The organism is Pseudomonas sp. FP215 (assembly GCF_030687795.1).
Classification (GTDB): Bacteria; Pseudomonadota; Gammaproteobacteria; order Pseudomonadales; family Pseudomonadaceae; genus Aquipseudomonas; species Aquipseudomonas salmasensis.
This window is the reverse complement of record NZ_CP117447.1, coordinates 2,349,900-2,371,769: the sequence shown is the minus strand read 5'-3', so window position 1 is coordinate 2,371,769 and position 21,870 is coordinate 2,349,900. Positions and strand designations below refer to the sequence as shown.

Here is a 21,870-nt window from a genome sequence, read left to right as displayed (position 1 = left end):
GACCCATGTTCAAATATATTGGCGACATCGTTAAGGGTACCGGTACCCAGTTGCGAAGCCTGGTGATGGTGTTCGGTCACGGCTTTCGCAAACGCGACACCCTGCAATACCCCGAAGAAGCGGTGTACCTGCCGCCGCGCTATCGCGGCCGCATCGTACTGACCCGCGACCCCGACGGCGAAGAGCGTTGCGTAGCCTGCAACCTGTGCGCCGTGGCGTGCCCGGTGGGTTGCATTTCCCTGCAGAAAGCTGAAACCGAAGACGGTCGCTGGTACCCGGACTTCTTCCGCATCAACTTCTCGCGCTGCATTTTCTGCGGCCTCTGCGAGGAAGCTTGCCCGACCACCGCGATCCAGCTCACCCCGGATTTCGAGATGGCCGAGTTCAAACGTCAGGACCTGGTGTACGAGAAAGAAGATCTGCTGATCTCTGGTCCCGGTAAAAACCCTGATTACAACTTCTATCGTGTTGCAGGTATGGCCGTTGCCGGTAAGCCAAAAGGCGCCGCACAAAACGAAGCCGAGCCGATCAACGTGAAGAGCTTGCTGCCTTAAGGAAGAAAGATGGAATTCGCTTTCTATTTCGCATCGGGTATTGCAGTGGTGTCCACGCTTCGCGTGATCACCAACACTAACCCCGTGCACGCCCTGCTCTACCTGATCATTTCGCTGATCGCCGTGGCCATGACCTTTTTCAGCCTCGGCGCACCGTTCGCCGGTGTGCTGGAAGTGATCGCCTACGCCGGCGCCATCATGGTGCTGTTCGTGTTTGTGGTGATGATGCTCAACCTGGGGCCGGCTTCGGTCGCCCAGGAACGCGTCTGGCTCAAGCCCGGCATCTGGCTCGGCCCGGTTGTGCTCGCAGCCTTGCTGCTGGGTGAACTGCTGTATGTGCTGTTCGCTCACCAGAGCGGCCAGGCCATCGGCCACACCACCGTAGACGCGAAAGCCGTGGGCATCAGCCTGTTCGGCCCGTACCTGCTGGTGGTCGAACTGGCTTCGATGCTGCTGCTCGCCGCAGCCATCACGGCCTTCCACTTGGGCCGCAACGAAGCCAAGGAGCAATGACGATGCCTGCTATCCCTTTGGAGCATGGTCTGGCGGTCGCCGGCATCCTGTTCTGCCTTGGCCTGGTCGGCCTGATGGTTCGCCGTAACATTCTGTTCGTGTTGATGAGCCTGGAAATCATGATGAACGCCGCAGCATTGGCGTTCATCGTGGCAGGCGCACGTTGGGGCCAGCCGGATGGGCAAGTGATGTTCATCCTGGTGATCAGCCTGGCAGCCGCCGAAGCCAGTATTGGCCTGGCGATCCTGCTGCAGCTGTACCGTCGCTTCCACACGCTTGATATCGACGCTGCCAGTGAGATGCGCGGATGAACATGATCTTTCTGACTTTCGTATTCCCCCTGATCGGTTTCCTGCTGCTGTCGTTCTCTCGCGGGCGCTGGTCAGAAAACCTCTCGGCCTTGATCGGCGTGGGCTCCATCGGCCTGTCGGCCATCGTGGCCGCCTACGTCATCTGGCAATTCAACGTGGCACCGCCTGAAGGCGGTCACTACACCCTGGTGCTGTGGCAGTGGATGGCGGTTGAGGGCTTCAAGCCCAACTTCGCCCTCTACATCGATGGCCTGTCGATCACCATGCTTGGCGTGGTGGTGGGTGTGGGCTTCCTGATCCACCTGTTCGCGTCCTGGTACATGCGCGGTGAAGCGGGCTACTCGCGCTTCTTCTCGTACACCAACCTGTTTATCGCCAGCATGCTGTTCCTGGTGCTGGGCGATAACCTGTTGTTCCTGTACTTCGGCTGGGAAGGCGTGGGCCTGTGCTCGTACCTGTTGATCGGTTTCTACTACAGCAACCGCAACAACGGTAACGCGGCACTCAAGGCGTTTATCGTCACCCGCATCGGCGACGTGTTCATGGCCATCGGCCTGTTCATCCTGTTCCAACAGGTGGGCACGCTGAACATCCAGGAACTGCTGGTGCTGGCTCCGCAGAAATTCCAGGTCGGCGACTTCTGGATCACCCTGGCGACCCTGATGCTGCTGGGCGGCGCCGTGGGTAAATCTGCGCAACTGCCGCTGCAAACCTGGCTCGCGGATGCGATGGCCGGCCCTACCCCGGTATCGGCACTGATCCACGCCGCCACCATGGTAACCGCCGGTGTCTACCTGATCGCCCGTACCCACGGCCTGTTCACCCTGGCGCCGGACATCCTGCACCTGGTGGGCATCGTCGGCGGCGTGACCCTGGTACTGGCCGGCTTCGCCGCGCTGGTGCAGACCGACATCAAGCGTATCCTCGCCTACTCGACCATGAGCCAGATCGGCTACATGTTCCTGGCCCTGGGCGTCGGCGCCTGGGACGCGGCGATCTTCCACCTGATGACCCACGCGTTCTTCAAGGCCCTGCTGTTCCTCGCCTCCGGTGCGGTGATCGTGGCCTGCCACCACGAGCAGAACATCTTCAAGATGGGCGGCCTGTGGAAGAAACTGCCACTGGCCTACGCCAGCTTCATCGTCGGTGGTGCCGCCCTGGCCGCCCTGCCGTTGGTGACCGCCGGTTTCTACTCCAAGGACGAGATCCTCTGGGAAGCTTTCGCCAGCGGTAACCAGAACCTGCTGTACGCAGGCCTGGTGGGTGCGTTCATGACCTCGCTGTACACCTTCCGCCTGATCTTCATCACCTTCCACGGTGAAGCCAAGACCGAAGCGCACGCAGGCCACGGCATCTCCCACTGGTTGCCACTGTCGGTGCTGATCGTACTGTCGACCTTCGTCGGCGCGATGATCACCCCGCCGCTGCACGGTGTGTTGCCACAAAGCGTCGGCCATGCCGGCGGCGAAGCCCAGCACAGCCTGGAAATCGCCTCGGGCGCCATCGCCATCGCCGGTATCCTGCTGGCGGCCCTGCTGTTCCTCGGCAAGCGTCGCTTCGTGACCGCCGTGGCCAACAGTGGCATTGGTCGCTTCCTGTCGGCCTGGTGGTTCGCTGCCTGGGGCTTCGATTGGATCTACGACAAACTGTTCGTCAAACCTTACCTTGCGATCAGCCACGTGCTGCGCAAAGACCCGCTCGACCAGACCATCGGTTTGATCCCGCGTGCCGCCAAGGCCGGTCACACCGCCCTGAGCCGCAGCGAGACCGGCCAATTGCGTTGGTATGCAGCGTCCATGGCGGCGGGTGCCGTTCTGGTGATCGGCGCCATCGTCGTGGTAGCGGTCTGACTATGTTTAAGTGCACTGCGTACTTTGCGAACTTGCGAAAGGAAACGAGCCCGTCATGATTCTGCCCTGGCTAATCCTGATCCCCTTTATCGGCGGCCTGCTCTGCTGGATGGGTGAACGCTTCGGCGCCACCCTCCCCCGCTGGATTGCGTTGCTGACCATGTCCCTGGAACTCGCGCTCGGCCTCTGGCTGTGGGCCCATGGTGACTATTCATTCGCTCCGGCACCGGGTGTCGACCCCACCTTCGCGCTTGAATTCAAGCACGTGTGGATCCAGCGCTTCGGCATCAACGTGCACCTGGCCCTCGACGGCCTGTCACTGTTGATGATCCTGCTGACCGGCCTGCTGGGTATCCTCTCGGTACTTTGCTCCTGGAAAGAGATCCAGCGTCACGTGGGCTTCTTCCACCTGAACCTGATGTGGATCCTGGGCGGTGTTGTCGGCGTGTTCCTCGCCCTTGACCTGTTCATGTTCTTCTTCTTCTGGGAAATGATGCTGGTGCCGATGTACTTCCTCATCGCGCTCTGGGGTCACAGTTCTTCGGACGGCAAGAAAACCCGGATCTACGCGGCGACCAAGTTCTTCATCTTCACCCAGGCTTCCGGCCTGATCATGTTGGTGGCGATCCTGGGCCTTGTACTGGTCAACTTCAACAACACCGGCGTGATTACCTTCAACTACGCCGACCTGTTGAAAACCAAGATGTCGCTGACCACCGAGTACGTGCTGATGCTGGGCTTCTTCATCGCCTTCGCGGTGAAGCTGCCGGTGGTGCCGTTCCACTCCTGGTTGCCTGACGCCCACGCCCAGGCGCCGACTGCCGGCTCCGTGGACCTGGCCGGTATCCTGTTGAAGACCGCTGCCTACGGCCTGCTGCGTTTCGCCCTGCCGCTGTTCCCGAATGCTTCGGCCGAGTTCGCGCCGATCGCCATGACCCTGGGTCTGATCGGGATCTTCTACGGTGCGTTCCTGGCCTTCGCGCAAACCGACATCAAGCGTCTGATTGCCTTCTCGTCCGTTTCCCACATGGGTTTCGTACTGATCGGCATCTACTCCGGCAGCCAACTGGCGCTGCAGGGCGCAGTGATCCAGATGTTGGCCCACGGTGTTTCGGCCGCTGCCCTCTTTATCCTGAGTGGTCAGCTGTACGAGCGTCTGCATACCCGTGACATGCGTGAAATGGGTGGCGTGTGGTCGCGCATCGCTTACCTGCCGGCGATCAGCCTGTTCTTTGCCGCCGCGTCGCTGGGCTTGCCGGGTACCGGTAACTTCATCGGCGAGTTCCTGATCCTGATGGGTGCCTTTGTGCAGACGCCGTGGATCAGCGCCATCGCCACGTCCGGCCTGGTGTTCGGTTCGGTCTACTCGCTGATCATGATCCACCGTGCCTATTTCGGCCCGGCCAAGTCCGACACCGTCCTGCAAGGGATGGATGCGCGCGAACTGATCATGGTGCTCGGCCTTGCGGTATTGCTGATCTTCATCGGCGTGTACCCGCAACCGTTCCTGGACACTTCTGCCGCAACGATGCATGGCGTGCAGCAGTGGTTCGGCACCGCCTTCTCCCAACTCGCTTCGGCCCGGTAAGAGCGCTATGGAATTCACGATCCAACACTTTATCGCGCTTGCGCCGCTGCTGATTACCAGCCTCACCATCGTGGTGGTGATGCTGGCAATCGCCTGGCGCCGCAATCACTCGCAAACGTTCCTGCTGTCCTGCGCCGGGTTGAACCTGGCCCTGCTGTCGATCATCCCGGCCCTCAAGGTCGCGCCACTGGCGGTCACGCCATTGATGATGGTCGATGACTTCGCGTTGCTGTACATCGCCCTGATCCTGGTGGCGACCCTGGCCTGCGTCACCCTCGCCCACGCCTACCTCGGCGAAGGCGGCACCGGCTACCCGGGCAACAAGGAAGAGCTGTACCTGCTGATCCTGCTGGCTGCGGCCGGCGGTATCGTGCTGGTCAGCGCGCAGCACCTGGCGGGCCTGTTCATCGGCCTGGAACTGCTGTCGATCCCGACCTACGGCCTGGTGGCCTACGCCTTCTTCAACAAGCGCTCCCTGGAAGCCGGCATCAAGTACATGGTGCTGTCGGCCGCCGGTTCCGCGTTCCTGTTGTTTGGTATGGCCCTGCTCTACGCCGAAGCCGGCAGCCTGAGCTTCACCGGTATCGGCCACGCCCTGGCCGCCACCAACAGCCCAGCGCCGATTGCCCAACTGGGCCTGGCGATGATGCTGATCGGCCTGGCGTTCAAGCTGTCGCTGGTGCCGTTCCACCTGTGGACTCCGGACGTGTACGAAGGCGCTCCAGCGCCGGTGGCCGCGTTCCTGGCCACGGCGTCCAAGGTGGCCGTGTTTGCGGTGATGGTGCGTCTGTTCCAAATCTCCCCCGCCGCCAACACCGGCGTGCTGAGCAACGTACTGACCGTGATCGCCATCGCGTCGATCCTGTTCGGTAACCTGCTGGCCCTGACCCAGAACAACCTCAAGCGTCTGCTGGGTTATTCGTCCATCGCCCACTTCGGCTACCTGCTGATCGCCCTGGTGGCGAGCAAAGGCCTGGCCGTGGAAGCCATCGGCGTGTACCTGGTCACCTACGTGATCACCAGCCTGGGTGCGTTCGGCGTCATCACCTTGATGTCGTCGCCGTACAAAGGCCGGGACGCCGACGCCCTGTACGAATACCGCGGCCTGTTCTGGCGCCGTCCGTACCTGACCGCCGTACTCACCGTGATGATGCTGTCCCTGGCCGGTATTCCGCTGACCGCGGGCTTTATCGGCAAGTTCTACATCGTCGCGACCGGTGTCGAAGCCCACGAATGGTGGCTGGTAGCCTCGTTGGTACTGGGCAGCGCCATCGGCGTGTTCTACTACCTGCGCGTGATGGTGACCCTGTACCTGATCGAGCCAAACCTGCGCCGTGTGGATGCCGAGCTGCACTGGGAACAGAAAGCCGGTGGCGTGATGCTGCTGGCGATCGCCCTGCTCGCCTTCTTCCTGGGCGTGTACCCACAACCGTTGCTCACCCTGGTGCAGCACGCGGTGCTGGGCGTTTGATCGCTTAGGTTGATGCAGTAAACAGAACGGCGCCTTTGGGCGCCGTTTTGCGTTTCAATAGCCTGGCTTTTTCCCTTCCCTACTCGCTGAAATTTCCTCTTCAATCTGCCTCCTCATCCGGCATCTTCCCCGCTGGATGCGGCCTTAAGGTGTTTGCGTTTTAAGAAAGTTCCCACAGCTTGGGCGCTTGACCCATAGCGAGTGGGCCACCAAACTATACGCAGGCTACGTACAGAACATGGATGCTCTATTTATCGAACTGCCGGCATTCGAACGGCATCGCAGGGACTATCTGAGCGATGAGCTTTTTCACGGTTTTCAGCAGGAGTTGATGAAAAACCCAGAAGCGGGAGACGTGATCGAAGGAACGGGCGGGTTGAGAAAGTTCGCTTCGTCGATGAGCGACGAAACAAAGGCAAGCGCGGTGGCCTGCGGGTCATTTACTACTGGTGGTCAGGCGGTACGCAATTCTGGTTATTCACTTTGTACGGCAAACACGAACAGAACGACCTGACACCCCAACACAAGAAAGCCCTTAAACACATGCTAGACAGGGAAATCAAAGCGAGAACACACCATGAAACGTGAAATCTTTTCCGAACTGGTCGAAGGCTTCGACGCCCTGGCCGATGAACGCCAGGGCAAAATCACCCTGCGCACCCACAAAGCGCACCTCAACAAGCTGGCGCCACTGCGCGCTGAGGAGGTAATCGCCGTACGCCAGCAACTCAACCTGTCCCGCTCGGTATTCGCTATGTACCTGCGCACCAACACCCGCACCTTGGAGAACTGGGAGCAAGGCCGGGCCAAGCCGAATGCGCAGGCTGTGACGTTGATACGACTGGTGGCGCGCTTTCCGGAAACCGTGGCGCAACTTGCCGCATTGGGCTGACCGGCAATAGCCGCAAAAAAAACGCCCCGAGCATTCGGGGCGTTTTTACAGCGTAAACAGCGTTAGAACGCGATACCCACCTTGAAACCATACTCATCACGCTTGAGCTTGGTGTTGTCGGCCACATAGGAATCGTTATCGAGCTTGTACTCGGTGCGGGTGTAGTACAGGCCCGCCATCACTGGCAGGTCGCCCTTCTGGTTCATCAGCAGGCTGACTTCGGCGTAAGGGTTGGTGCGGTCCTTGAGGTCGACGGTGTCGCTGCCAACACCGTCTACCTTGAGCTTGGCGCGGCCGTCGATGGTGTGACGGGCGCCGGCTTCAACGCGCAGGGTCATGTCATCGAACTGGTGGTTGTAGCCCAAAGCGGCCTTGGCAAACGGCGACTTGTTGGTGAGCTTCATGTCGTAGCCATTGGTGTCCGGCTCGTAGCGGGTCCAGCTGTAGCCGCCACCCACGATCACGTCGACAAAATTGCGCGCATCCAGCGCGGCACGCCAGCCGAGGTCGAGGTCGGCCTGGCCTTCCTTGAGTTTGTTATCGCTTTTTTCGCCGTACTTGGCTTCGATACCGGCCTGGTAGATAAAGCCCGACTCGGCAGTGAGCTTGTTGCCGAAGTTGTAGAACAGGCCGGCTTCGGGCATGTGGTCTTTGTCGCTTTCGCTACCGCCTTCAAGTTTGAAGTCGTTGTAGCTGCCCATGATCCCGAACGTGGAAATCGGGTCAGTGGAAGGTGCTGCGAACACCACGCCAGGCGCAGCCACCAGGGCCAGCAACGAGGTGTTCTTGAGGAATTTTCCGAATAGTTTGGACATCGTTTTACATCTCCATTTTAAGGTGGGCAAAGTATTCAGGAATCGGTTCGAACCTTGGCGTTTGCAAAAAGTTCGAACGGATTTGTACCAAAATGGAGGAAAAACGATTCAGCGAAGGCTCTATCTCAAGACTCTTCAGGATCCATGCGAATCAGGTGTTCAACGGCTTCGTGAAGTTGAGGCTGCTCCGGCAGCCGAATGCCGAAGGTGTCGCGCAACAGTTCCAGTAACTCATCGACACTCTCCAGCGTGCGCTTTTCGCTGGGTCGATCCAGATAATGAAGGGCATAGCGGGCGTTGGCCAAGGTATGACGTTTACCGGGCGCAAGCAGCGCGGCTTTCAACTGCCCTACGAACGGTGAGCCAGGGTGCGTGGAGACGTACCAGTTGCCGATTTCATAGTCGATGTCGGCCTGGGTTTGCAGGTCGAACACGTACAGGCCGCGCCACTCCTCGCCCACCTGGGCCCATAGCGTGTAGCTGCCTTGATTGAGCGTCAGTCGATAAGGCTCATGAGCGGTGGCCTGGGGCGCTTCGGTGTCCAGTTGCAACGGACTGCTGGGCACCATGCCGCCAAAACCGACATCGGTGATATAGCGCACGCCACCGAGGGTCACCAGGCTCAAGCGATGGGTTCGCCCGGTGTGGGCGTCCGGTGGGCCGCCGATCACAACGCGCCCGGTGATGCCACGGGCATCAAAGCCCAGTTCCAACAACAGGGCCAGGAACAGCTGGTTCAACTCGTAGCAATAGCCGCCACGCCCCTCATGCAGCACCTTACGCTCGACGCTGGGCAGGTCGATCGGCACCGGTGCATGCATCAGGGTCGACAGGCTTTCAAAGGCGAAGGTGCACACATGGCGCAGTTGCAGGTCCCGCAGGGTTTGCAGGGTGGGCGGCGGTGGCGAGGCATAGCCCAGGCGTTGCAGGTACAGGCGGCTATTGGCGAGTGTGTACATGGCGCGATCCTTGGGCGCAGGGCGAGAGCGTCACTATGCCGCGCCTCTGTGTGCGTTGTCATTTTGAATGAACCTTTTGGAGCGCCAGCCTATCCATCTATAACAAGATTGGGAGGCAACATGAGTACCGCAAAAATCTACACCGTCCACTATCAGCTACACGGTAAACCCAAGTCTTTCGTGGTGCGCGCCGAAGTGATGAACAACGCCGAGGCCTGGCATTGGGCGGCCGTCGATGCCGACATTGCCCATGTCAGCCGCATCGGCCGCGTGGGTCACGAGCAGGTGAAAAAGACCACCCGGCCCTGGGCGGAAAAATACGGCATCAGCGACGTCAGCTGGTCCCCGCCCAGATAAACAAAGCCCCGCACATAGGCGGGGCTCGGTTCACTGCTTCAAGTCGCCCAACGGATCGTAGGGCGGCTTTTTTTTCGCGGTCTCGTCGTCCTTTTTGTCCAGCGGCGCAATGGCCGGGCCGATCGGATCGACCTGCGGGTCGGCGACGTCCGGCGAGTCCGGGTCGAAGCCCAGTTCATCCTTGCCACTGGCATGTTCGTTGGAATGGGGGCCATCGGTACGCTTGTTCATCAGGTTCTCCTGTTAAAGCGGGCGGGCTTTGTCGTGGAGGTTTTCCAGGTCTTCTTCGACGCGCTGCACATCGTCGTCCGGGCCTCGTTCTTTCGGATCATTGGGGCGCAACGCATCGTTGTCGCGCTCCTCTTCCCCGGGGGTACGGTGCGGGTCGGGTGTGCCAGGCGGTGGCTGTTTATAGTCGGGCATGATGGCTGACCTCATGAAGGGTTCACCGTTTTAGAGAAATCGCCCGCGGCCATCGTTCAACTTCATTGCTGCAAGCATGAGAAGATGAGCGCCCTTTCTGGAGACCTGCCCCAGATGTTCGAGCTCAAACCCTGCGACCCCGCCACCTATCGCCAACAGACCCGTCGCAGCACACTGGTCATTGCCGTGCTGTTCCTGGCCTTGGCCATGCTGTTATCGAGCCTGGCAGTGATGCTGTTCGGTGAGCCTGGCGGTGATAATTTTCGCTTCAACGTCGGCGGCGTCTTTGCCGGCGTGTTGATCACCGTCGCGCTGGTACGTGGCCCGTTCTGGACCCAACCCTGGCTGGCGTCGGCGGTGTATGGCTGGCAGCTCAAGCGCAGCCTGATGAGCGTGACCAATGTGATGCACAAGGTTAGCGAGCGGGTACGGGCCAACGACCCGTCAGCCATCAAGCTGTTGCGTTTCTATCATCTGGGACTGACACAGATGCACGAACTGGACGCCAACTCCAGCGCCCAGGCGCAACTGGTGGGCGAGATCGAGGCCCACAAGGCAAAGATGCAGGCGCTGGGCATCGATATTGCGCAAACCCGGCTGGACCCGGCCTGGCTGGACAGCCTGAAGAGCGCTTAACGCCTCAGGGACACGTCAGTGGGCAATTTGGCCCGCCAGCAAAACACTGCGCTCACGGCAATCGCCGCACCCGCCAGGCCAAACACCCAGGGCGCCGAGGCCACAGGCAGCAACAGGCCCGCCAGCAGCGGCCCGAGGCCGGCGCCGATATCGCGCCATACGGCGTTGGACGCCAAGGCAGACACGCGCAAGGTGCCGGGGTTGCGCTCGGCCACCAGGGTGGTCACCAAGGGCAATTGCAGGGCACGCAGCACCAACACCGCTGCCGCGCCGACGATCACCCAATGGCTGCCGAACGCAGCCAGGGCCACGGCGCTCAGGAACGAAAACCACAACAGCATCGACGTGGCGCCAAAACGCTGGGCCGCACGCCCGCCCAAGGGGCTCAGGAGCAATTCCGACAGGTAGCGCAGGCCCATCAAGCCCCCGGCGATCAGCACCGCATCCCCGCCCATGATCTTCTGCGCCTGGATCGACAGGCCAAAGATGAACAAGCCATCCAGGGCGACACCTTCGATAAACGACCACAGTGCCACACTGTCCGGCCACTTGAAGCGGCGCCCCGGCGTGCTGTGCAAGTCATGACCGGCGGTGGGTAAGCCCCGGGCGATCCATACCCCCACCAGACAGCAGGCGGCGAGAATCAGGAAGATCGGGCGCGGCCCGGCCCATAACGTCAGCAACCCGCCCAGAGGCAGGGCCAGCATCGGCCCGAAGGCGATCAATGCCCGTGAGCGCCCCGCCCTTCGCGCCGCCCCTTCAGGTTCAGACGTCGCCAGTACTTGGGTCGACAGGTTCAACGCGGCAAAGCACAGGCCCCACACCAGCCGCAAACCCAACAGCGCAGCGAAGCCCGACAGCACCGAGTTACCCAGTGCGCACAGCGCCGCCGCGCCGGCGGCGAGCGTGCAGGTCAGGCGGTCGCCGTTGCGTGCATAAAAATTCAGTACATGCCGGTAACCGAAGATGCGTACCAGACGGTTAGCCGCCAACAATACGCCGGCCTGGGCCAGCGTGATGCCGAACGCCTCGGACTCCATTGGCAGCAGCAGGTACAGCAACACATCACTGGGCAGGCAAAACCCGAGGGTCAGTGCCGCGCGGCGCGAGGTGGTATTGGCGGTGCGTTGGGCAAGGCTGGACATAAAACTGAAACATTCAGAAATATTCAGGCCGCCACACTAGCCTTCCCCAGGCCTGTTTTACAAGGACTGAGTCTTGTGTTGATCGGGCTCTGCGTCCACCGGGCAAGCCAAAAAAACGGATATTCCTTACATCTCTTTCGGTACGTGGTTCGCACCCTAGTGCTCTCAAACCCGCCTGAGAACCTTGCCCATGTGCGACCGCCCAACTCACCTTAAAGACCGTCGAAACTTCCTGCGCCTGGCTGCCGTCAGTACAGGCGCAACGCTACTGGCCGGGGCGCTGCCCTCACTCGCGTACGCAACACCAGCGCCGACAGAGCGCCCCAAGCCCGCCAACGACCTCAGCCCACAGCTTGCCTTGCAGCGGTTGATGGAGGGCAACCAACGCTATACCAACGGCGTAACCAGCCGTCACGACTTCATGCGCGAACGCAAAGTGTTGGTGAACGGGCAAAATCCGTTCGTCGCGGTATTGAGCTGCGCCGATTCGCGGATCGCCCCTGAGTACACGTTCGACACTGCCCTTGGCGACCTCTTCGCGGTACGGGTCGCGGGCAATTTCGTCACCGATAACGGGCTTGCCAGCCTCGAATACGCGGTAGCGGTATTGGGCACGCCGCTGATCATGGTATTGGGGCACGACATGTGTGGCGCCGTCGCGGCGGGGGTCAAGGCCGTCAAGGATAACGCCCGCTTCCCGGGCAAGATCCAGGGCTTGGCCGATACTTTCAAACCCTCGGTGAACAAGGTATTGAAAGCGCCAGGCGACCTGCTTGAAAACGCCATTGCACAAAATGTCACCGACACCATGGCGCGGCTCATGGCTGAATCAAGCTTGTTGGCCGATGCGGTCGCGGCGGGAAAACTGCTGATAGTGGGCGGCGTGTACAAGCTGCACAGCGGCAAGGTGAAAATGCTCGGTTAAGCTTTCTGTAGGAGCGAGCTTGCTCGCGAAAAACGCGAAGGCGCCGCGTTGATTCTGGCGGCGCACGTTATCGTTGACGCTTTTCGCGAGCAAGCTCGCTCCTACAGGGGGCAATGATCGCTCAAGGCAAGCGGCGCGTCTCAAAAACCACGTCCAGGTCCAGGCGCCCGTCCTTCAGCGGCGGGCACCAGTAATAGCCCCCCGTCAACGGCTTGCTGATGCGATACAAGCCATCGACAATCCCATCTTCCAACCCACTCATGCGTCGCAACTGCGCTTCGAACGCATCGAATGAATGACCAAACGCGAGGAACATCAACCCCGCCTGGCCATTTTCGGCCCAGGGCATGGAGCGGCGCACTACGAAGGCTTCCGGCGTGAAGCTTTCCTGGGCGGTGCGCTTGGTATGGGCCGACTCGGGGGCATCGTCGAGCTCTTCGTTATCGCCATGGCGGCGGCCAATGATGTGATCACGCTCCTGGGCAGGCAACGCGGCGAACCCGTCAAGGTCGTGCTGCCATTGCTGGATCGCCGCGAAGCTGGCGCCGCTGTCGGTCAGCGCGGCTTCCACGGCGGCATCGTCGTGGGGGTTTTCGGTGCCGTCTTCGTAGTCGGTCAGGTCAAAACCGGTCTTGTAGCGGAAGCCTTCAGTCGACTGCACCAGGCGAAACGCCGGGGCCAGGGCTTTTTCCACGGCCCGGCTGCGCAGCAGCAACTCACCGCGATCCACCCCATGCAGCCATACCCACAGCGCCTGTTGAGTCGACGGGTTGTGAGCGCCACGGCCGCTGACGGCCGGGAATGAGCGCAGCCCTGGGATCTCGGCGCCCAGTGCCTTGACCAGCGGCTCACCGAACCCCACCACAGCCGCCGCATCCGTCAACTGCACCAGTGCGTCCAGCGCAGCGGGCAGGGCTTGCAGCGAGTCGAGGGCAAAAAACAGATGGCGGGCCTGCAAAGGCACCGGTGCGGCAAGAATGCCCGGCTGGTACTGACTCATGTGAACTCCTTCTGAAAAGCCGCGCAGTTTACCCGGCGCACACCGCGCTGCGAACAAGAATGCGCGCAAGCCTTGCGTTAGAGCCGCTTGTTGGGTGACTCTCTAGTCATGTTTTGCAACTATTCCAGGGGTAGCGACATGACCACCAGCAACCTGCTCGCCCAGCTGTTTCCCACCTCCACCGCGCAGATTCCCGAGCAATTTCGCCTGGCGGCGCCCATTGAGCAACGTGAATACCTGGTCGATGGCCAGTTACAGGTGTGGAACGGCCCGCTTGCCCGCGTGCAAAGCCCGGTGCAACTAGGTGAGGAGCGCGTGCACATCGGCAGCACGCCGCTGCTGGATGCCGACACCGCCCTCACCGCTTTGGATGCTGCCGTGCGCGCCTACGACCGTGGCCAAGGTGCATGGCCGACGATGCGCGTGGTAGAGCGTATCCAGCACGTCGAGGCGTTCCTGCGGCGCATGCGCGAACAGCGCGATGCGGTGGTCAAGCTGCTGATGTGGGAGATCGGCAAAAACCTCAAAGACTCGCAGAAAGAATTCGACCGCACCTGCGACTACATCACCGACACCATCAATGCCCTCAAGGAACTCGACCGCCGCAGCAGCCGCTTTGAACTGGAGCAGGACACCCTCGGCCAGATCCGCCGCGTGCCCCTGGGCGTGGCGTTGTGCATGGGGCCTTACAACTACCCGTTGAACGAGACCTTCACCACGCTGATCCCGGCGCTGATCATGGGCAATACCGTGGTGTTCAAGCCGGCCAAGCTGGGTGTGCTGTTGATCCGCCCCTTGCTGGAAGCCTTCCGCGACAGCTTCCCGGCCGGGGTGATCAACGTGATCTACGGCAGCGGCCGCGAGACCGTGAGCGCACTGATGGCGAGCGGCAAGATCGACATCTTTGCGTTCATCGGCACCAACAAGGCCGCCAGTGATTTGAAAAAGCTGCACCCCAAGCCGCACCGTTTGCGCGCTGCGCTGGGGCTGGATGCCAAAAACCCTGGCATCGTGCTGCCCGAAGTGGACCTGGACAACGCGGTGAACGAAGCCGTCACCGGTTCGCTGTCGTTCAATGGCCAGCGTTGCACCGCGTTGAAAATCCTGTTCGTGCATGAAGACGTGGTGGAACGCTTTATCGAGAAATTCAACACCAAGCTGGCGACGCTCAAGCCCGGCATGCCCTGGGAAGACGGCGTAGCGCTGACCCCACTGCCGGAAGTGGGCAAGGTCGATTACCTCAACGAGCTGGTGGCCGACGCGGCGCGCCATGGTGCCAAGGTGATGAATGCCGAGGGTGGCAGCAGCCGTGGTTCGTTCTTCTACCCGGCGGTGCTGTACCCGGTGAACCCGCAGATGCGCGTCTACCACGAGGAGCAATTCGGCCCGGTGGTGCCGATCGTGCCCTACCGTGACCTGGACACCGTGATCGACTACGTGCTGGACTCGGATTTCGGCCAGCAGTTGAGCCTCTTTGGCACCGATCCCGTGGAAGTCGGGCGCCTGGTAGACACCTTCGCCAACCAGGTGGGCCGCATCAACATCAATGCCCAATGCCAGCGTGGGCCGGATACCTTCCCGTTCAATGGGCGCAAGAACTCGGCCGAGGGCACGTTGTCGGTACATGACGCCTTGCGCGTGTTCTCGATCCGCACCTTGGTGGCGACCAAGTTCCAGGACAGTAACAAGGCGTTGGTCAGCGACATTTTGCGCAATCGCGATTCGAGTTTCCTGACTACCGACTACATCTTCTAAAATCAATCCCGTTCCAATGTGCAGACAGGTCAGTGTGGGAGCTGGCTTGCCTGCGATGCCGGCACCTCGGTCTTTCAGTCAGGTCGCGTTGATGCAATCGCAGGCAAGCCAGCTCCCACATTTGACCGCGCGCACTCAGATAATCGAGGCCACTTTACTGCTGATGAACCTGCCCTTCTTTGCCCGGCGCCTGCTGCGCCCCTTGCTCGACCCCTACCGCCGCTTTCGCCATGCCAAGCTGATCCACGCCGCGCGCGTATCAGTGGGTTTGCTGGCCACCATCCTGCTGACCACCGGCCTCAACCTGCCCCACGGTGAATGGGCCTCGGTGACCATGCTGATCGTCATCGGCGGGCTGCAGCACCACGGCAATATCGGCAAGAAAGCCGTCGAGCGCGCCTACGGCACCTTGATCGGCGCCAGCGTCGGCTTGCTGCTGGTGGTGCAACAGGCGTACTTCGGCCTGCCGTTGCTCACCTACCTGTTGATGTCAGTGGTATGTGGGTTCTTTTCCTATCACGCCATCGGCAAGGGCGGTTACATCGCGCTGCTGTCGGCGATCACCGTATTTATCGTCGCCGGCCACGGCGACAACCCGATCTCCGATGGCTTGTGGCGCACCGTCGACATCCTGATCGGCATCGTGCTGGCCCTGGCGTTTTCCTTTGCCTTGCCGTTGTACGCCGTGTATTCGTGGCGCTACAACCTGGCCAGCGCCCTGCGTGACTGCGCGCAGATTTATAGCCGGATCATCAATGGCCAATCGGTAACCGACGATGAACACCTCAAGCTGCTCAACCGCTTGAACGGGGCAATGGTGCAGCTGCGTTCGCTGATGCCTTCGGTGTCCAAGGAAGTGCGGATTTCCATGACTGAACTGGACGCGATCCAGCGGCACCTGCGCCTGTGCATCAGCACGTTGGAGATTCTGGGCAATACCCGACCGGACCCACGCGATGAGCAGGCTACGGCGCGGATGCAAGTCATGTTGAAGGCCGAGCATCGGCAGATTCGGGTGCAGTTGGTGGGGATGGCTCGGGCGTTGAAGTCGGGGGTGACGGAGCGGTTGGAGCGTAGCGGACACACCACTGCCCGTGAGTCCACGCTGGGTGAACCGGTTTACAGCGCTCTGGATGGGTATCGATTATTGACAGTGCAGTTGGCGCAGAATGTGGAGGGAATGCGCGAGCGGCTTGCGACGACCTCAGCAGGCTGGCGCATCTGAAGCTAACGCAACTCAGTGAATAAGTACGGGAGAGCTTCATCGTGAGCCCTCCCGTTACTATTTCATGACAACAAGTCCTGTTCAGAGCAGCCCGATAGCATTGCTGTAACCACCAAGAAAGTGATCCTTGGCTGTCCCTGTATCACCGTTTTTGACGTTGATTACATAGTAGTAATTACTAAACCATTCAGAATGGGAGAACGTCGACGTGCAATCAAAGTAGCCGCCCCCTATCGGCCAACGAGCGCCATACGCCGCATGAATTTCTCGAGCCTCTGTCAGGCTGGGCAGGCGCCTGCCAGCGTTGGCAGCGACCGACCGATTTGTGGGAACAGTACCATTACCCAAATCAAGGCAGCGAACCACATTACTGACAACAACGGCGTAACTTCGCGTCTGTGCGGGGAATGACGAGTCACGCACGCTGATATATGCAGTGCCATTACCTCGCACGGTGACTAATCCTGAATTGCTAGTGACATTGGCGACATTGGCATTGGAGGTAGAATAGATATACGGAGGAGTTCCGCCGGATGCCATATATTGGACCTGATTACCCGCACCAAAAGCTGGCAAAACATTTGGATATCCGTCTATTAGGTACGTTTTCCTGTTCAAATACACCGTCACCTGATTGAACACCAATGCTGTAGTATGCATGATTCGGTACTGCGTCTGCGGGAAGGCCACCGCTTTTGGCTTATCATTCTGCTTATTGAAGTTCACATGCGGCGTTATAGTAACGGTTCCATTATTTGGCACAGACATCAGCCAACTGCGCAACACCGTGAGGTTTATAAAGCCATTGGCAGCCTCACTAGCGGTAACGCTGTGCGCTACCAGCAATTCCTGCGTGCTCGCTCCTGGGGCAGACACTATTAACCAGGCAATATGGCCTTCCTGACTATACGGCCACTTGCCCATCCTCAACACAGCATTACCAGTCAGACTGGCAGGATTTATGCTGCCTCCATTGCCAATATTATTGATAAAGGCTCTTGGCAGACTGCCCAGAGGGATCGCCTGGACATGCACTATCTGAACTTCCGAAGAGCCTTGACCACCACGCCCCAATATCACCTCATACTGAAACTGGATTGTAGTATTAATTGCCGCCCCAACCAGCTCATTGCTGATATTGAACGTCACCGTGCCGCCGTCAAGCCCAGGCAGCGTACCCACTTCAATCGATGTTCCCTGTGAGTCGATCAAATACAGCGTAATCAGATCCTCTCCCCCTTGGTTCATGTTCGGGTAGGTCACCAACACCTGACATTTATTTTCAACGGTGATGGGACTGATAATAACTTCAGGCCCGTCCGGAGGAGAAGAATACCTGATTTGCGGATGAGGGAAGACATTGGACTCGGTCTGAACCATATAATGGCGAGTCTCGAACCATACAATGTCACCAGCGTTGCTACTGTGATTAAACGTCACACCAAATTCAATGGCTAAGGGCGTCCACTCTTGCAGATTGCGCAATCTGCCAACAGGCGTGTAAGACGCGGGTCCATCGTTCACATCGTTGAATGAGACATCACGACCTGCAAATGTCTCCTCGTAATAGGCGTCACCATTGTTAAAGGTTCCGATGTAGCGTTTATACATCTTCTGTTTAAGTGCAATGTATGGCCAGGGAAGCACACGGGTCTGGTCAAGGTCTTGTAACTTGGGTATTTCGAGAACGGCGCTTTCGCCGATGCTATCAATCGTTGCGCCAGGCACATGGCTCAAGGTCAGCAAGTTCAAGGTGAGGGTTGGTGAGTCTGTGGGAAAACCATTACGCACCACCTTAAACGATACGTCGATATCACGCCCAGACGGATGAATACTGAAGCCAATCGCTTCCGGCGGAACGATCACATCGACATAAGCATCTCCGCTTTGCGCATCCTTGACTTCAAAGTGTACGCCGCCGCCGACCAGCCCTAGCCAACAGACTTCGACGGTATCGCCGTCCTTGGGTTCATCATAGCGGCAACGTACTGTGGCTCCGGTATTTACTACCAGCCACGGGTCGAGTTCATCCGGCCCTGTTGTCGCCTCAAGGACCTCGGGCAGGGACAGCAAGCCCAATGCCCTGCCAATGGTATAGGTCGCCTCTTCGGACAACTCATCCACGGCAAACCGCCTGCGCACATAACTGATAGTGAGCGTGCCATTTTTATTGCCGTCTATCAGCTGTTTAGGAATATCAGCAAGAAAAGGGTTGGAATTCACAGCCAGTACATAAGAGGATGAGATTGTTCCCGTTACCGATCCCACGAATTTGATAATAACTTCATCGCCGGCCCTGAACTCTGCACGGGCCTCAAACGTCGCGACGCTGCCGATGCTGTCCGGATTAACATTGTTGGTGGCGTCTGCCTCCTGAATAAGTGGCGCGATTAAACTGCGCGCCGGACGCCCGATCTGGATATATCGACGTTCGGACTCGCGTATGTTTACTGGCCCCGTGACACCATAATAGACGCGGGTACGAAGCAATCCTTCGAATCGTGCATAGACGGCGTTCAGGAAGTCCCGGAAACGGGGATGAGTTCCGGCGGCGCGATCGCTGAATTCGTGCTCGACACTGCCATCCTTGTTATCCCCCATAATATTGACTCGCAGGCTATCCCCTGCATTACCGGGTGGGGTGTAGTCAGGCATTGCCGCAGTGATGTATGGCAAGTCCGGCTCCACAAATGGACCATGCGCCTGGACGACCTCTGGCTGAGGCAAGGTATAAAGGACTCCAGCGACCGCATAGATGGTTGATCTGGATGCCAGCATGCCTCGTTCACGAACATAGGAGATCTTCAAGGTGCTTTGGATCAGAGAACGGATAAACGCGTTGGGAATTGCAATGTCGTTGTAATTCGCCAGTTCAACTTCCAAGCGAAACCCATAGGAAACATTCTCGCCATCCACCGTGTTGCCTTCCACCTTCCAAATAAGGAAATCCCCCCTGATAAAGTTCGGATCATTTCTGCGAATCAGTACTGAACCTGTGGCAGGTTGACCATGTAACTCATCAGCTTCCAAGAGCAGTGTTGCCGCATCCGCCTCGACAATCTCAGGCTCATCCAGCAACGTCAGGTTAAGGTCAACGTCGACAGGAATCGGCTTGCTCCATCGGTGGCAAGGTCCAGACACATCCAAGACCTCGTCGTACAAATAGAACTGCACGACAAAATGGCCGCTGCCCGCTTCATTTAAAAAAGTAGGATCGATAGCGAACGTAAGGTCGGAACCGACTTGATCATTACGCAAAGGGGGTAACTCATAGCGGTGCTCTCCCCAGTAGAACATAACCAGGTCATTGACCCGCATGTTCACCCACTTGTGGATGGTGCATGTCACACCTAGAGCCGCAACCACGGAGTCGACATAGACATCGGAGAGCGTAAACGTCAATCCACGGTGGTAGGAACCGTCGCAATTGCCATCCCCACCGGGCAACGTGTGCAGTATCAGAATACGTTGCGGTACTGAAGTACTTGGTGTTCCCGGGCCGCCCCGGATGACTTCTCCATATACATTATTGACAAAATAGTGCAGCAGGGTCGTTCTGGGAATTACCAGAAAAAAACGTGGATCATCTTTATTGACGGAATTAACTTTACCCTCTTGCATGTGTATCCCGTTCATCCATATATGATATGTATCGCCCTCTTTACAGTTGGACCAACGCTCAAAGACATAGGTCAAACCATCTTTGATATGACGATAACCAATCCCGTAGGCCGCTCCCAGAACCGGAATGACTTGGTTGGGCACAGGGTAGGGGGAGTCGAGATCTTGAACGACTGTGGGTTGTGCCGGGCCTTTAGGCAGCGATGCTTTTTTTTTCGGCGGGGTCTTTTTTTTATTCGCTACAGGAAGGACGGAAACCGACGGCTGTTCTGCGGCCGTCGTTTTATGCGTGCCGGCAGATTTTTTCTTGGGGCTGGGGCTGGCTGCAATGCTATTTTTTTTACTCGCAGGCTTGGTCGGCATCTTTTTTCTCCTGAGCGGGGATCGCTGTGGGAATAAAAGCCCCCTCAACTACAACCCGTCACCTGTGAGAATTGACAGTTCTGACCAGCGGTAATAACCCTGCTCGTTCACATGCATGTAAGCCGTAAAGCAAATTCACACGTCTTCTTACATATTTTTCACGTTTTATTCACAAGCCAAGCCGTAGTGTGAAGCCTCATCCGTTACAAACGTTGCATATCAAGCCCGCCGCCCCAGCGGGCTTTTTTTTGCCTGGGTTTTGGTCAGGAAACGGCCTCACCCTGTAGGAGCGAGCTTGCTCGCGAAGAACATCAACGATAACGCGGGCATTCTGGTTAACCGCGGCGTCATTGCGTTTTTCGCGAGCAAGCTCGCTCCTACAGGGGGTTGGGGATGGGTTTCAGCGTGTGGCCTGTTCGCGAATGGCGCGCTGGGTTTCCAGCACCTTCGCCAACGCCGTTTCAGCCTCGGCACTCTGCTGCGGCACCCGAATCGCTGCCGACACCAGCGTGATCAGCTTGGCCATCACCTCGGCATCCGTGGCCGGGCGGCCCAGGCTCATGGAGTTCATCAGCAGGCGCAGTTCGGTGCCGGCCATGACCCCGGAAATGGCCTTGAGGGCAAATTGCAGGCGCACCCCCAGTTCATTGCGCGGCAAATCCGGCAAGGCCAGGGCGAAGGCTTCAAAGAAACGCTGGAACACCGGCTGATAATGCACCTTGAGGTATTCCTGGATGAACGGCGAGGTGTCGCTGTAGACCCGGCCCAGGAAGCGGATGAACGAGCGCCCTTCCCCGCTGGCCGGGTCGCTGCGCTCCAGCCCCATGGCCGGAGCAAACAGCACGCCCAGAAGCGTGTCGCAATCCAGCGGGCCGTCGGATTCGGCTTCACAGCGCGCCAGCAGTTCCAGGCGCTGCTCGTTGAGCGGCTCCAGGCGTTGCATCAGCAGGGTTTTCATCAGGGAGTCCTTGTCCCCGAAGTGGTAGTTCACCGCCGCCAGGTTGACCTGGGCACGTTCGGTGATCTGCCGTAACAACACGGCGTCATAGCCGTACTTGATGAAGAGAGCCTCTGTCGCATCCAGCAGTCGAGTCTTGGTAACGTTTGGAGCGCTGAGTTTCTTCGCGACCATATGGGTTCCACGGCGGAAATATTGTTTTAAAAAATAATTTGATTTTTTATACCGGGGCCGCCCGTCGAAAGCAAGTAGTGACACTCCGCCATATCTTGCAAAGCCCGTATATTCGGGCTTTTGAGGCAAATCCTAGGTTTTTTAACTGCCCCTCACATCCAGCGAGAAAATCGTTTCAACCGGTAAAACCGCTCTACCTCCATGGCTGGCGAAGCGTCAGGAAGGCAGTTACTATTCAAACAATATTTTAAAAACAAGAAATAAAACCAGTCCGTGGCGCGTACAGGCAGCTTCCGAACTTGTTACAAGGGATTTCCGGGAGCAAGGCGGCACCG

The 21,870-nt window shown here is 58.8% G+C and carries 20 protein-coding genes and 1 pseudogene; 13 read left to right on the top strand and 8 right to left on the bottom strand.

Annotation, left to right across the window (positions count from 1 at the left end; all coding sequences use genetic code 11):
* The first annotated feature begins 5 nt into the window (after positions 1–5).
* The 8 genes and pseudogenes from nuoI to PSH76_RS10900 all read left to right on the top strand — a co-directional run bounded on the left by nuoI (position 6) and on the right by PSH76_RS10900 (position 7,179).
* The gene (gene nuoI / locus PSH76_RS10935; protein WP_003174725.1) at positions 6–554 is read left to right on the top strand and encodes an NADH-quinone oxidoreductase subunit NuoI; all 549 of its coding nucleotides are present in this window, start codon (positions 6–8) and stop codon (positions 552–554) included.
* Between the two features lie 9 nt (positions 555–563).
* The gene (gene nuoJ / locus PSH76_RS10930) at positions 564–1,067 is read left to right on the top strand and encodes an NADH-quinone oxidoreductase subunit J (RefSeq protein WP_003174726.1); all 504 of its coding nucleotides are present in this window, start codon (positions 564–566) and stop codon (positions 1,065–1,067) included.
* A gap of 2 nt (positions 1,068–1,069) precedes the next feature.
* On the top strand, positions 1,070–1,378 hold the full coding sequence (gene nuoK, locus PSH76_RS10925) for an NADH-quinone oxidoreductase subunit NuoK (protein ID WP_003174727.1): 309 nt from the start codon (positions 1,070–1,072) through the stop codon (positions 1,376–1,378).
* On the top strand, positions 1,375–3,228 hold the full coding sequence (gene nuoL / locus PSH76_RS10920; protein ID WP_044274602.1) for an NADH-quinone oxidoreductase subunit L: 1,854 nt from the start codon (positions 1,375–1,377) through the stop codon (positions 3,226–3,228). Before nuoK ends, nuoL begins: the two co-directional genes overlap by 4 nt.
* 55 nt (positions 3,229–3,283) lie before the next feature.
* Positions 3,284–4,816: an NADH-quinone oxidoreductase subunit M gene (nuoM, locus tag PSH76_RS10915; protein ID WP_014718913.1), complete on the top strand. Its 1,533-nt coding sequence runs from the start codon at positions 3,284–3,286 to the stop codon at positions 4,814–4,816.
* Positions 4,817–4,823: 7 nt separating this feature from the next.
* Positions 4,824–6,287, top strand: a complete 1,464-nt coding sequence (gene nuoN / locus PSH76_RS10910; protein ID WP_003192122.1) for an NADH-quinone oxidoreductase subunit NuoN — start codon at positions 4,824–4,826, stop codon at positions 6,285–6,287.
* Between the two features lie 238 nt (positions 6,288–6,525).
* Positions 6,526–6,875, top strand: a pseudogene (locus PSH76_RS10905) (toxin).
* A complete protein-coding gene (locus PSH76_RS10900) occupies positions 6,865–7,179 on the top strand; it encodes a DNA-binding transcriptional regulator (protein WP_032896658.1) in 315 nt (104 codons plus the stop codon). Before PSH76_RS10905 ends, PSH76_RS10900 begins: the two are co-directional and overlap by 11 nt.
* Positions 7,180–7,241: 62 nt before the next feature.
* On the opposite strand, the gene PSH76_RS10895 is transcribed toward PSH76_RS10900, so the two are convergent.
* Positions 7,242–7,994, bottom strand: coding sequence for an outer membrane beta-barrel protein (locus PSH76_RS10895; protein WP_003192126.1), 753 nt, complete (start codon positions 7,992–7,994; stop codon positions 7,242–7,244).
* 125 nt (positions 7,995–8,119) lie between these two features.
* Positions 8,120–8,953, bottom strand: coding sequence for an arylamine N-acetyltransferase (locus PSH76_RS10890; protein ID WP_305494074.1), 834 nt, complete (start codon positions 8,951–8,953; stop codon positions 8,120–8,122).
* A gap of 120 nt (positions 8,954–9,073) precedes the next feature.
* Between PSH76_RS10890 and PSH76_RS10885 the strand changes: the two genes are divergently transcribed.
* Positions 9,074–9,310 carry a DUF6555 family protein gene (locus PSH76_RS10885; protein ID WP_003192128.1) on the top strand — a complete coding sequence of 79 codons (237 nt, stop codon included), beginning with the start codon at positions 9,074–9,076 and terminating at the stop codon, positions 9,308–9,310.
* A gap of 30 nt (positions 9,311–9,340) precedes the next feature.
* Here the strand turns inward: PSH76_RS10885 and PSH76_RS10880 are convergent, their stop codons facing one another.
* Both PSH76_RS10880 and PSH76_RS10875 read right to left on the bottom strand, forming a co-directional pair.
* A complete protein-coding gene (locus PSH76_RS10880; RefSeq protein ID WP_078467858.1) occupies positions 9,341–9,541 on the bottom strand; it encodes a DUF6021 family protein in 201 nt (66 codons plus the stop codon).
* A gap of 12 nt (positions 9,542–9,553) precedes the next feature.
* On the bottom strand, positions 9,554–9,733 hold the full coding sequence (locus PSH76_RS10875) for a hypothetical protein (protein ID WP_161904052.1): 180 nt from the start codon (positions 9,731–9,733) through the stop codon (positions 9,554–9,556).
* Between the two features lie 114 nt (positions 9,734–9,847).
* Here PSH76_RS10875 and PSH76_RS10870 point away from each other — a divergent pair, with 114 nt between their 5' ends.
* Positions 9,848–10,369, top strand: coding sequence for a DUF3087 family protein (locus PSH76_RS10870; protein WP_305494453.1), 522 nt, complete (start codon positions 9,848–9,850; stop codon positions 10,367–10,369).
* On the opposite strand, the gene PSH76_RS10865 is transcribed toward PSH76_RS10870, so the two are convergent.
* On the bottom strand, positions 10,366–11,514 hold the full coding sequence (locus PSH76_RS10865; RefSeq protein WP_305494073.1) for an MFS transporter: 1,149 nt from the start codon (positions 11,512–11,514) through the stop codon (positions 10,366–10,368). The two genes, PSH76_RS10870 and PSH76_RS10865, sit on opposite strands and share 4 nt — an antisense overlap.
* 190 nt (positions 11,515–11,704) lie before the next feature.
* Between PSH76_RS10865 and PSH76_RS10860 the strand changes: the two genes are divergently transcribed.
* Positions 11,705–12,439, top strand: coding sequence for a carbonic anhydrase (locus PSH76_RS10860; RefSeq protein ID WP_305494072.1), 735 nt, complete (start codon positions 11,705–11,707; stop codon positions 12,437–12,439).
* Between the two features lie 121 nt (positions 12,440–12,560).
* Here the strand turns inward: PSH76_RS10860 and PSH76_RS10855 are convergent, their stop codons facing one another.
* A complete protein-coding gene (locus PSH76_RS10855) occupies positions 12,561–13,439 on the bottom strand; it encodes a Dyp-type peroxidase (protein ID WP_032896644.1) in 879 nt (292 codons plus the stop codon).
* Positions 13,440–13,577: 138 nt separating this feature from the next.
* Here PSH76_RS10855 and PSH76_RS10850 point away from each other — a divergent pair, with 138 nt between their 5' ends.
* Complete coding sequence (locus tag PSH76_RS10850; protein WP_305494071.1) at positions 13,578–15,194, top strand: NADP-dependent glyceraldehyde-3-phosphate dehydrogenase; 1,617 nt, start codon at positions 13,578–13,580, stop codon at positions 15,192–15,194.
* Positions 15,195–15,357: 163 nt separating this feature from the next.
* Entirely contained in the window at positions 15,358–16,419 is a 1,062-nt protein-coding gene (locus tag PSH76_RS10845; protein ID WP_032896641.1) for an FUSC family protein, read from the top strand.
* An 81-nt stretch (positions 16,420–16,500) separates the two neighbouring features.
* Here PSH76_RS10845 and PSH76_RS10840 read toward each other — a convergent pair whose 3' ends face one another.
* Together PSH76_RS10840 and PSH76_RS10835 are read right to left on the bottom strand one after the other, a co-directional pair.
* Positions 16,501–20,403 (bottom strand): hypothetical protein, encoded by a 3,903-nt coding sequence (locus PSH76_RS10840; protein WP_305494070.1) that lies wholly within the window; start codon positions 20,401–20,403, stop codon positions 16,501–16,503.
* A 400-nt stretch (positions 20,404–20,803) separates the two neighbouring features.
* Positions 20,804–21,535 (bottom strand): TetR/AcrR family transcriptional regulator, encoded by a 732-nt coding sequence (locus PSH76_RS10835; RefSeq protein WP_032880606.1) that lies wholly within the window; start codon positions 21,533–21,535, stop codon positions 20,804–20,806.
* Between the last annotated feature and the right edge of the window lie 335 nt (positions 21,536–21,870).

What these genes read in the sequence shown, in the direction of transcription:
- nuoI (WP_003174725.1), top strand. Translation starts at nt 6, where the DNA reads ATGTTCAAATATATTGGCGACATCGTTAAGGGTACCGGTACCCAGTTG.
- nuoJ (WP_003174726.1), top strand. Translation starts at nt 564, where the DNA reads ATGGAATTCGCTTTCTATTTCGCATCGGGTATTGCAGTGGTGTCCACG.
- nuoK (WP_003174727.1), top strand. Translation starts at nt 1,070, where the DNA reads ATGCCTGCTATCCCTTTGGAGCATGGTCTGGCGGTCGCCGGCATCCTG.
- nuoL (WP_044274602.1), top strand. Translation starts at nt 1,375, where the DNA reads ATGAACATGATCTTTCTGACTTTCGTATTCCCCCTGATCGGTTTCCTG.
- nuoM (WP_014718913.1), top strand. Translation starts at nt 3,284, where the DNA reads ATGATTCTGCCCTGGCTAATCCTGATCCCCTTTATCGGCGGCCTGCTC.
- nuoN (WP_003192122.1), top strand. Translation starts at nt 4,824, where the DNA reads ATGGAATTCACGATCCAACACTTTATCGCGCTTGCGCCGCTGCTGATT.
- PSH76_RS10900 (WP_032896658.1), top strand. Translation starts at nt 6,865, where the DNA reads ATGAAACGTGAAATCTTTTCCGAACTGGTCGAAGGCTTCGACGCCCTG.
- PSH76_RS10895 (WP_003192126.1), bottom strand. Translation starts at nt 7,994, where the DNA reads ATGTCCAAACTATTCGGAAAATTCCTCAAGAACACCTCGTTGCTGGCC.
- PSH76_RS10890 (WP_305494074.1), bottom strand. Translation starts at nt 8,953, where the DNA reads ATGTACACACTCGCCAATAGCCGCCTGTACCTGCAACGCCTGGGCTAT.
- PSH76_RS10885 (WP_003192128.1), top strand. Translation starts at nt 9,074, where the DNA reads ATGAGTACCGCAAAAATCTACACCGTCCACTATCAGCTACACGGTAAA.
- PSH76_RS10880 (WP_078467858.1), bottom strand. Translation starts at nt 9,541, where the DNA reads ATGAACAAGCGTACCGATGGCCCCCATTCCAACGAACATGCCAGTGGC.
- PSH76_RS10875 (WP_161904052.1), bottom strand. Translation starts at nt 9,733, where the DNA reads ATGCCCGACTATAAACAGCCACCGCCTGGCACACCCGACCCGCACCGT.
- PSH76_RS10870 (WP_305494453.1), top strand. Translation starts at nt 9,848, where the DNA reads ATGTTCGAGCTCAAACCCTGCGACCCCGCCACCTATCGCCAACAGACC.
- PSH76_RS10865 (WP_305494073.1), bottom strand. Translation starts at nt 11,514, where the DNA reads ATGTCCAGCCTTGCCCAACGCACCGCCAATACCACCTCGCGCCGCGCG.
- PSH76_RS10860 (WP_305494072.1), top strand. Translation starts at nt 11,705, where the DNA reads ATGTGCGACCGCCCAACTCACCTTAAAGACCGTCGAAACTTCCTGCGC.
- PSH76_RS10855 (WP_032896644.1), bottom strand. Translation starts at nt 13,439, where the DNA reads ATGAGTCAGTACCAGCCGGGCATTCTTGCCGCACCGGTGCCTTTGCAG.
- PSH76_RS10850 (WP_305494071.1), top strand. Translation starts at nt 13,578, where the DNA reads ATGACCACCAGCAACCTGCTCGCCCAGCTGTTTCCCACCTCCACCGCG.
- PSH76_RS10845 (WP_032896641.1), top strand. Translation starts at nt 15,358, where the DNA reads ATGAACCTGCCCTTCTTTGCCCGGCGCCTGCTGCGCCCCTTGCTCGAC.
- PSH76_RS10840 (WP_305494070.1), bottom strand. Translation starts at nt 20,403, where the DNA reads ATGCCGACCAAGCCTGCGAGTAAAAAAAATAGCATTGCAGCCAGCCCC.
- PSH76_RS10835 (WP_032880606.1), bottom strand. Translation starts at nt 21,535, where the DNA reads ATGGTCGCGAAGAAACTCAGCGCTCCAAACGTTACCAAGACTCGACTG.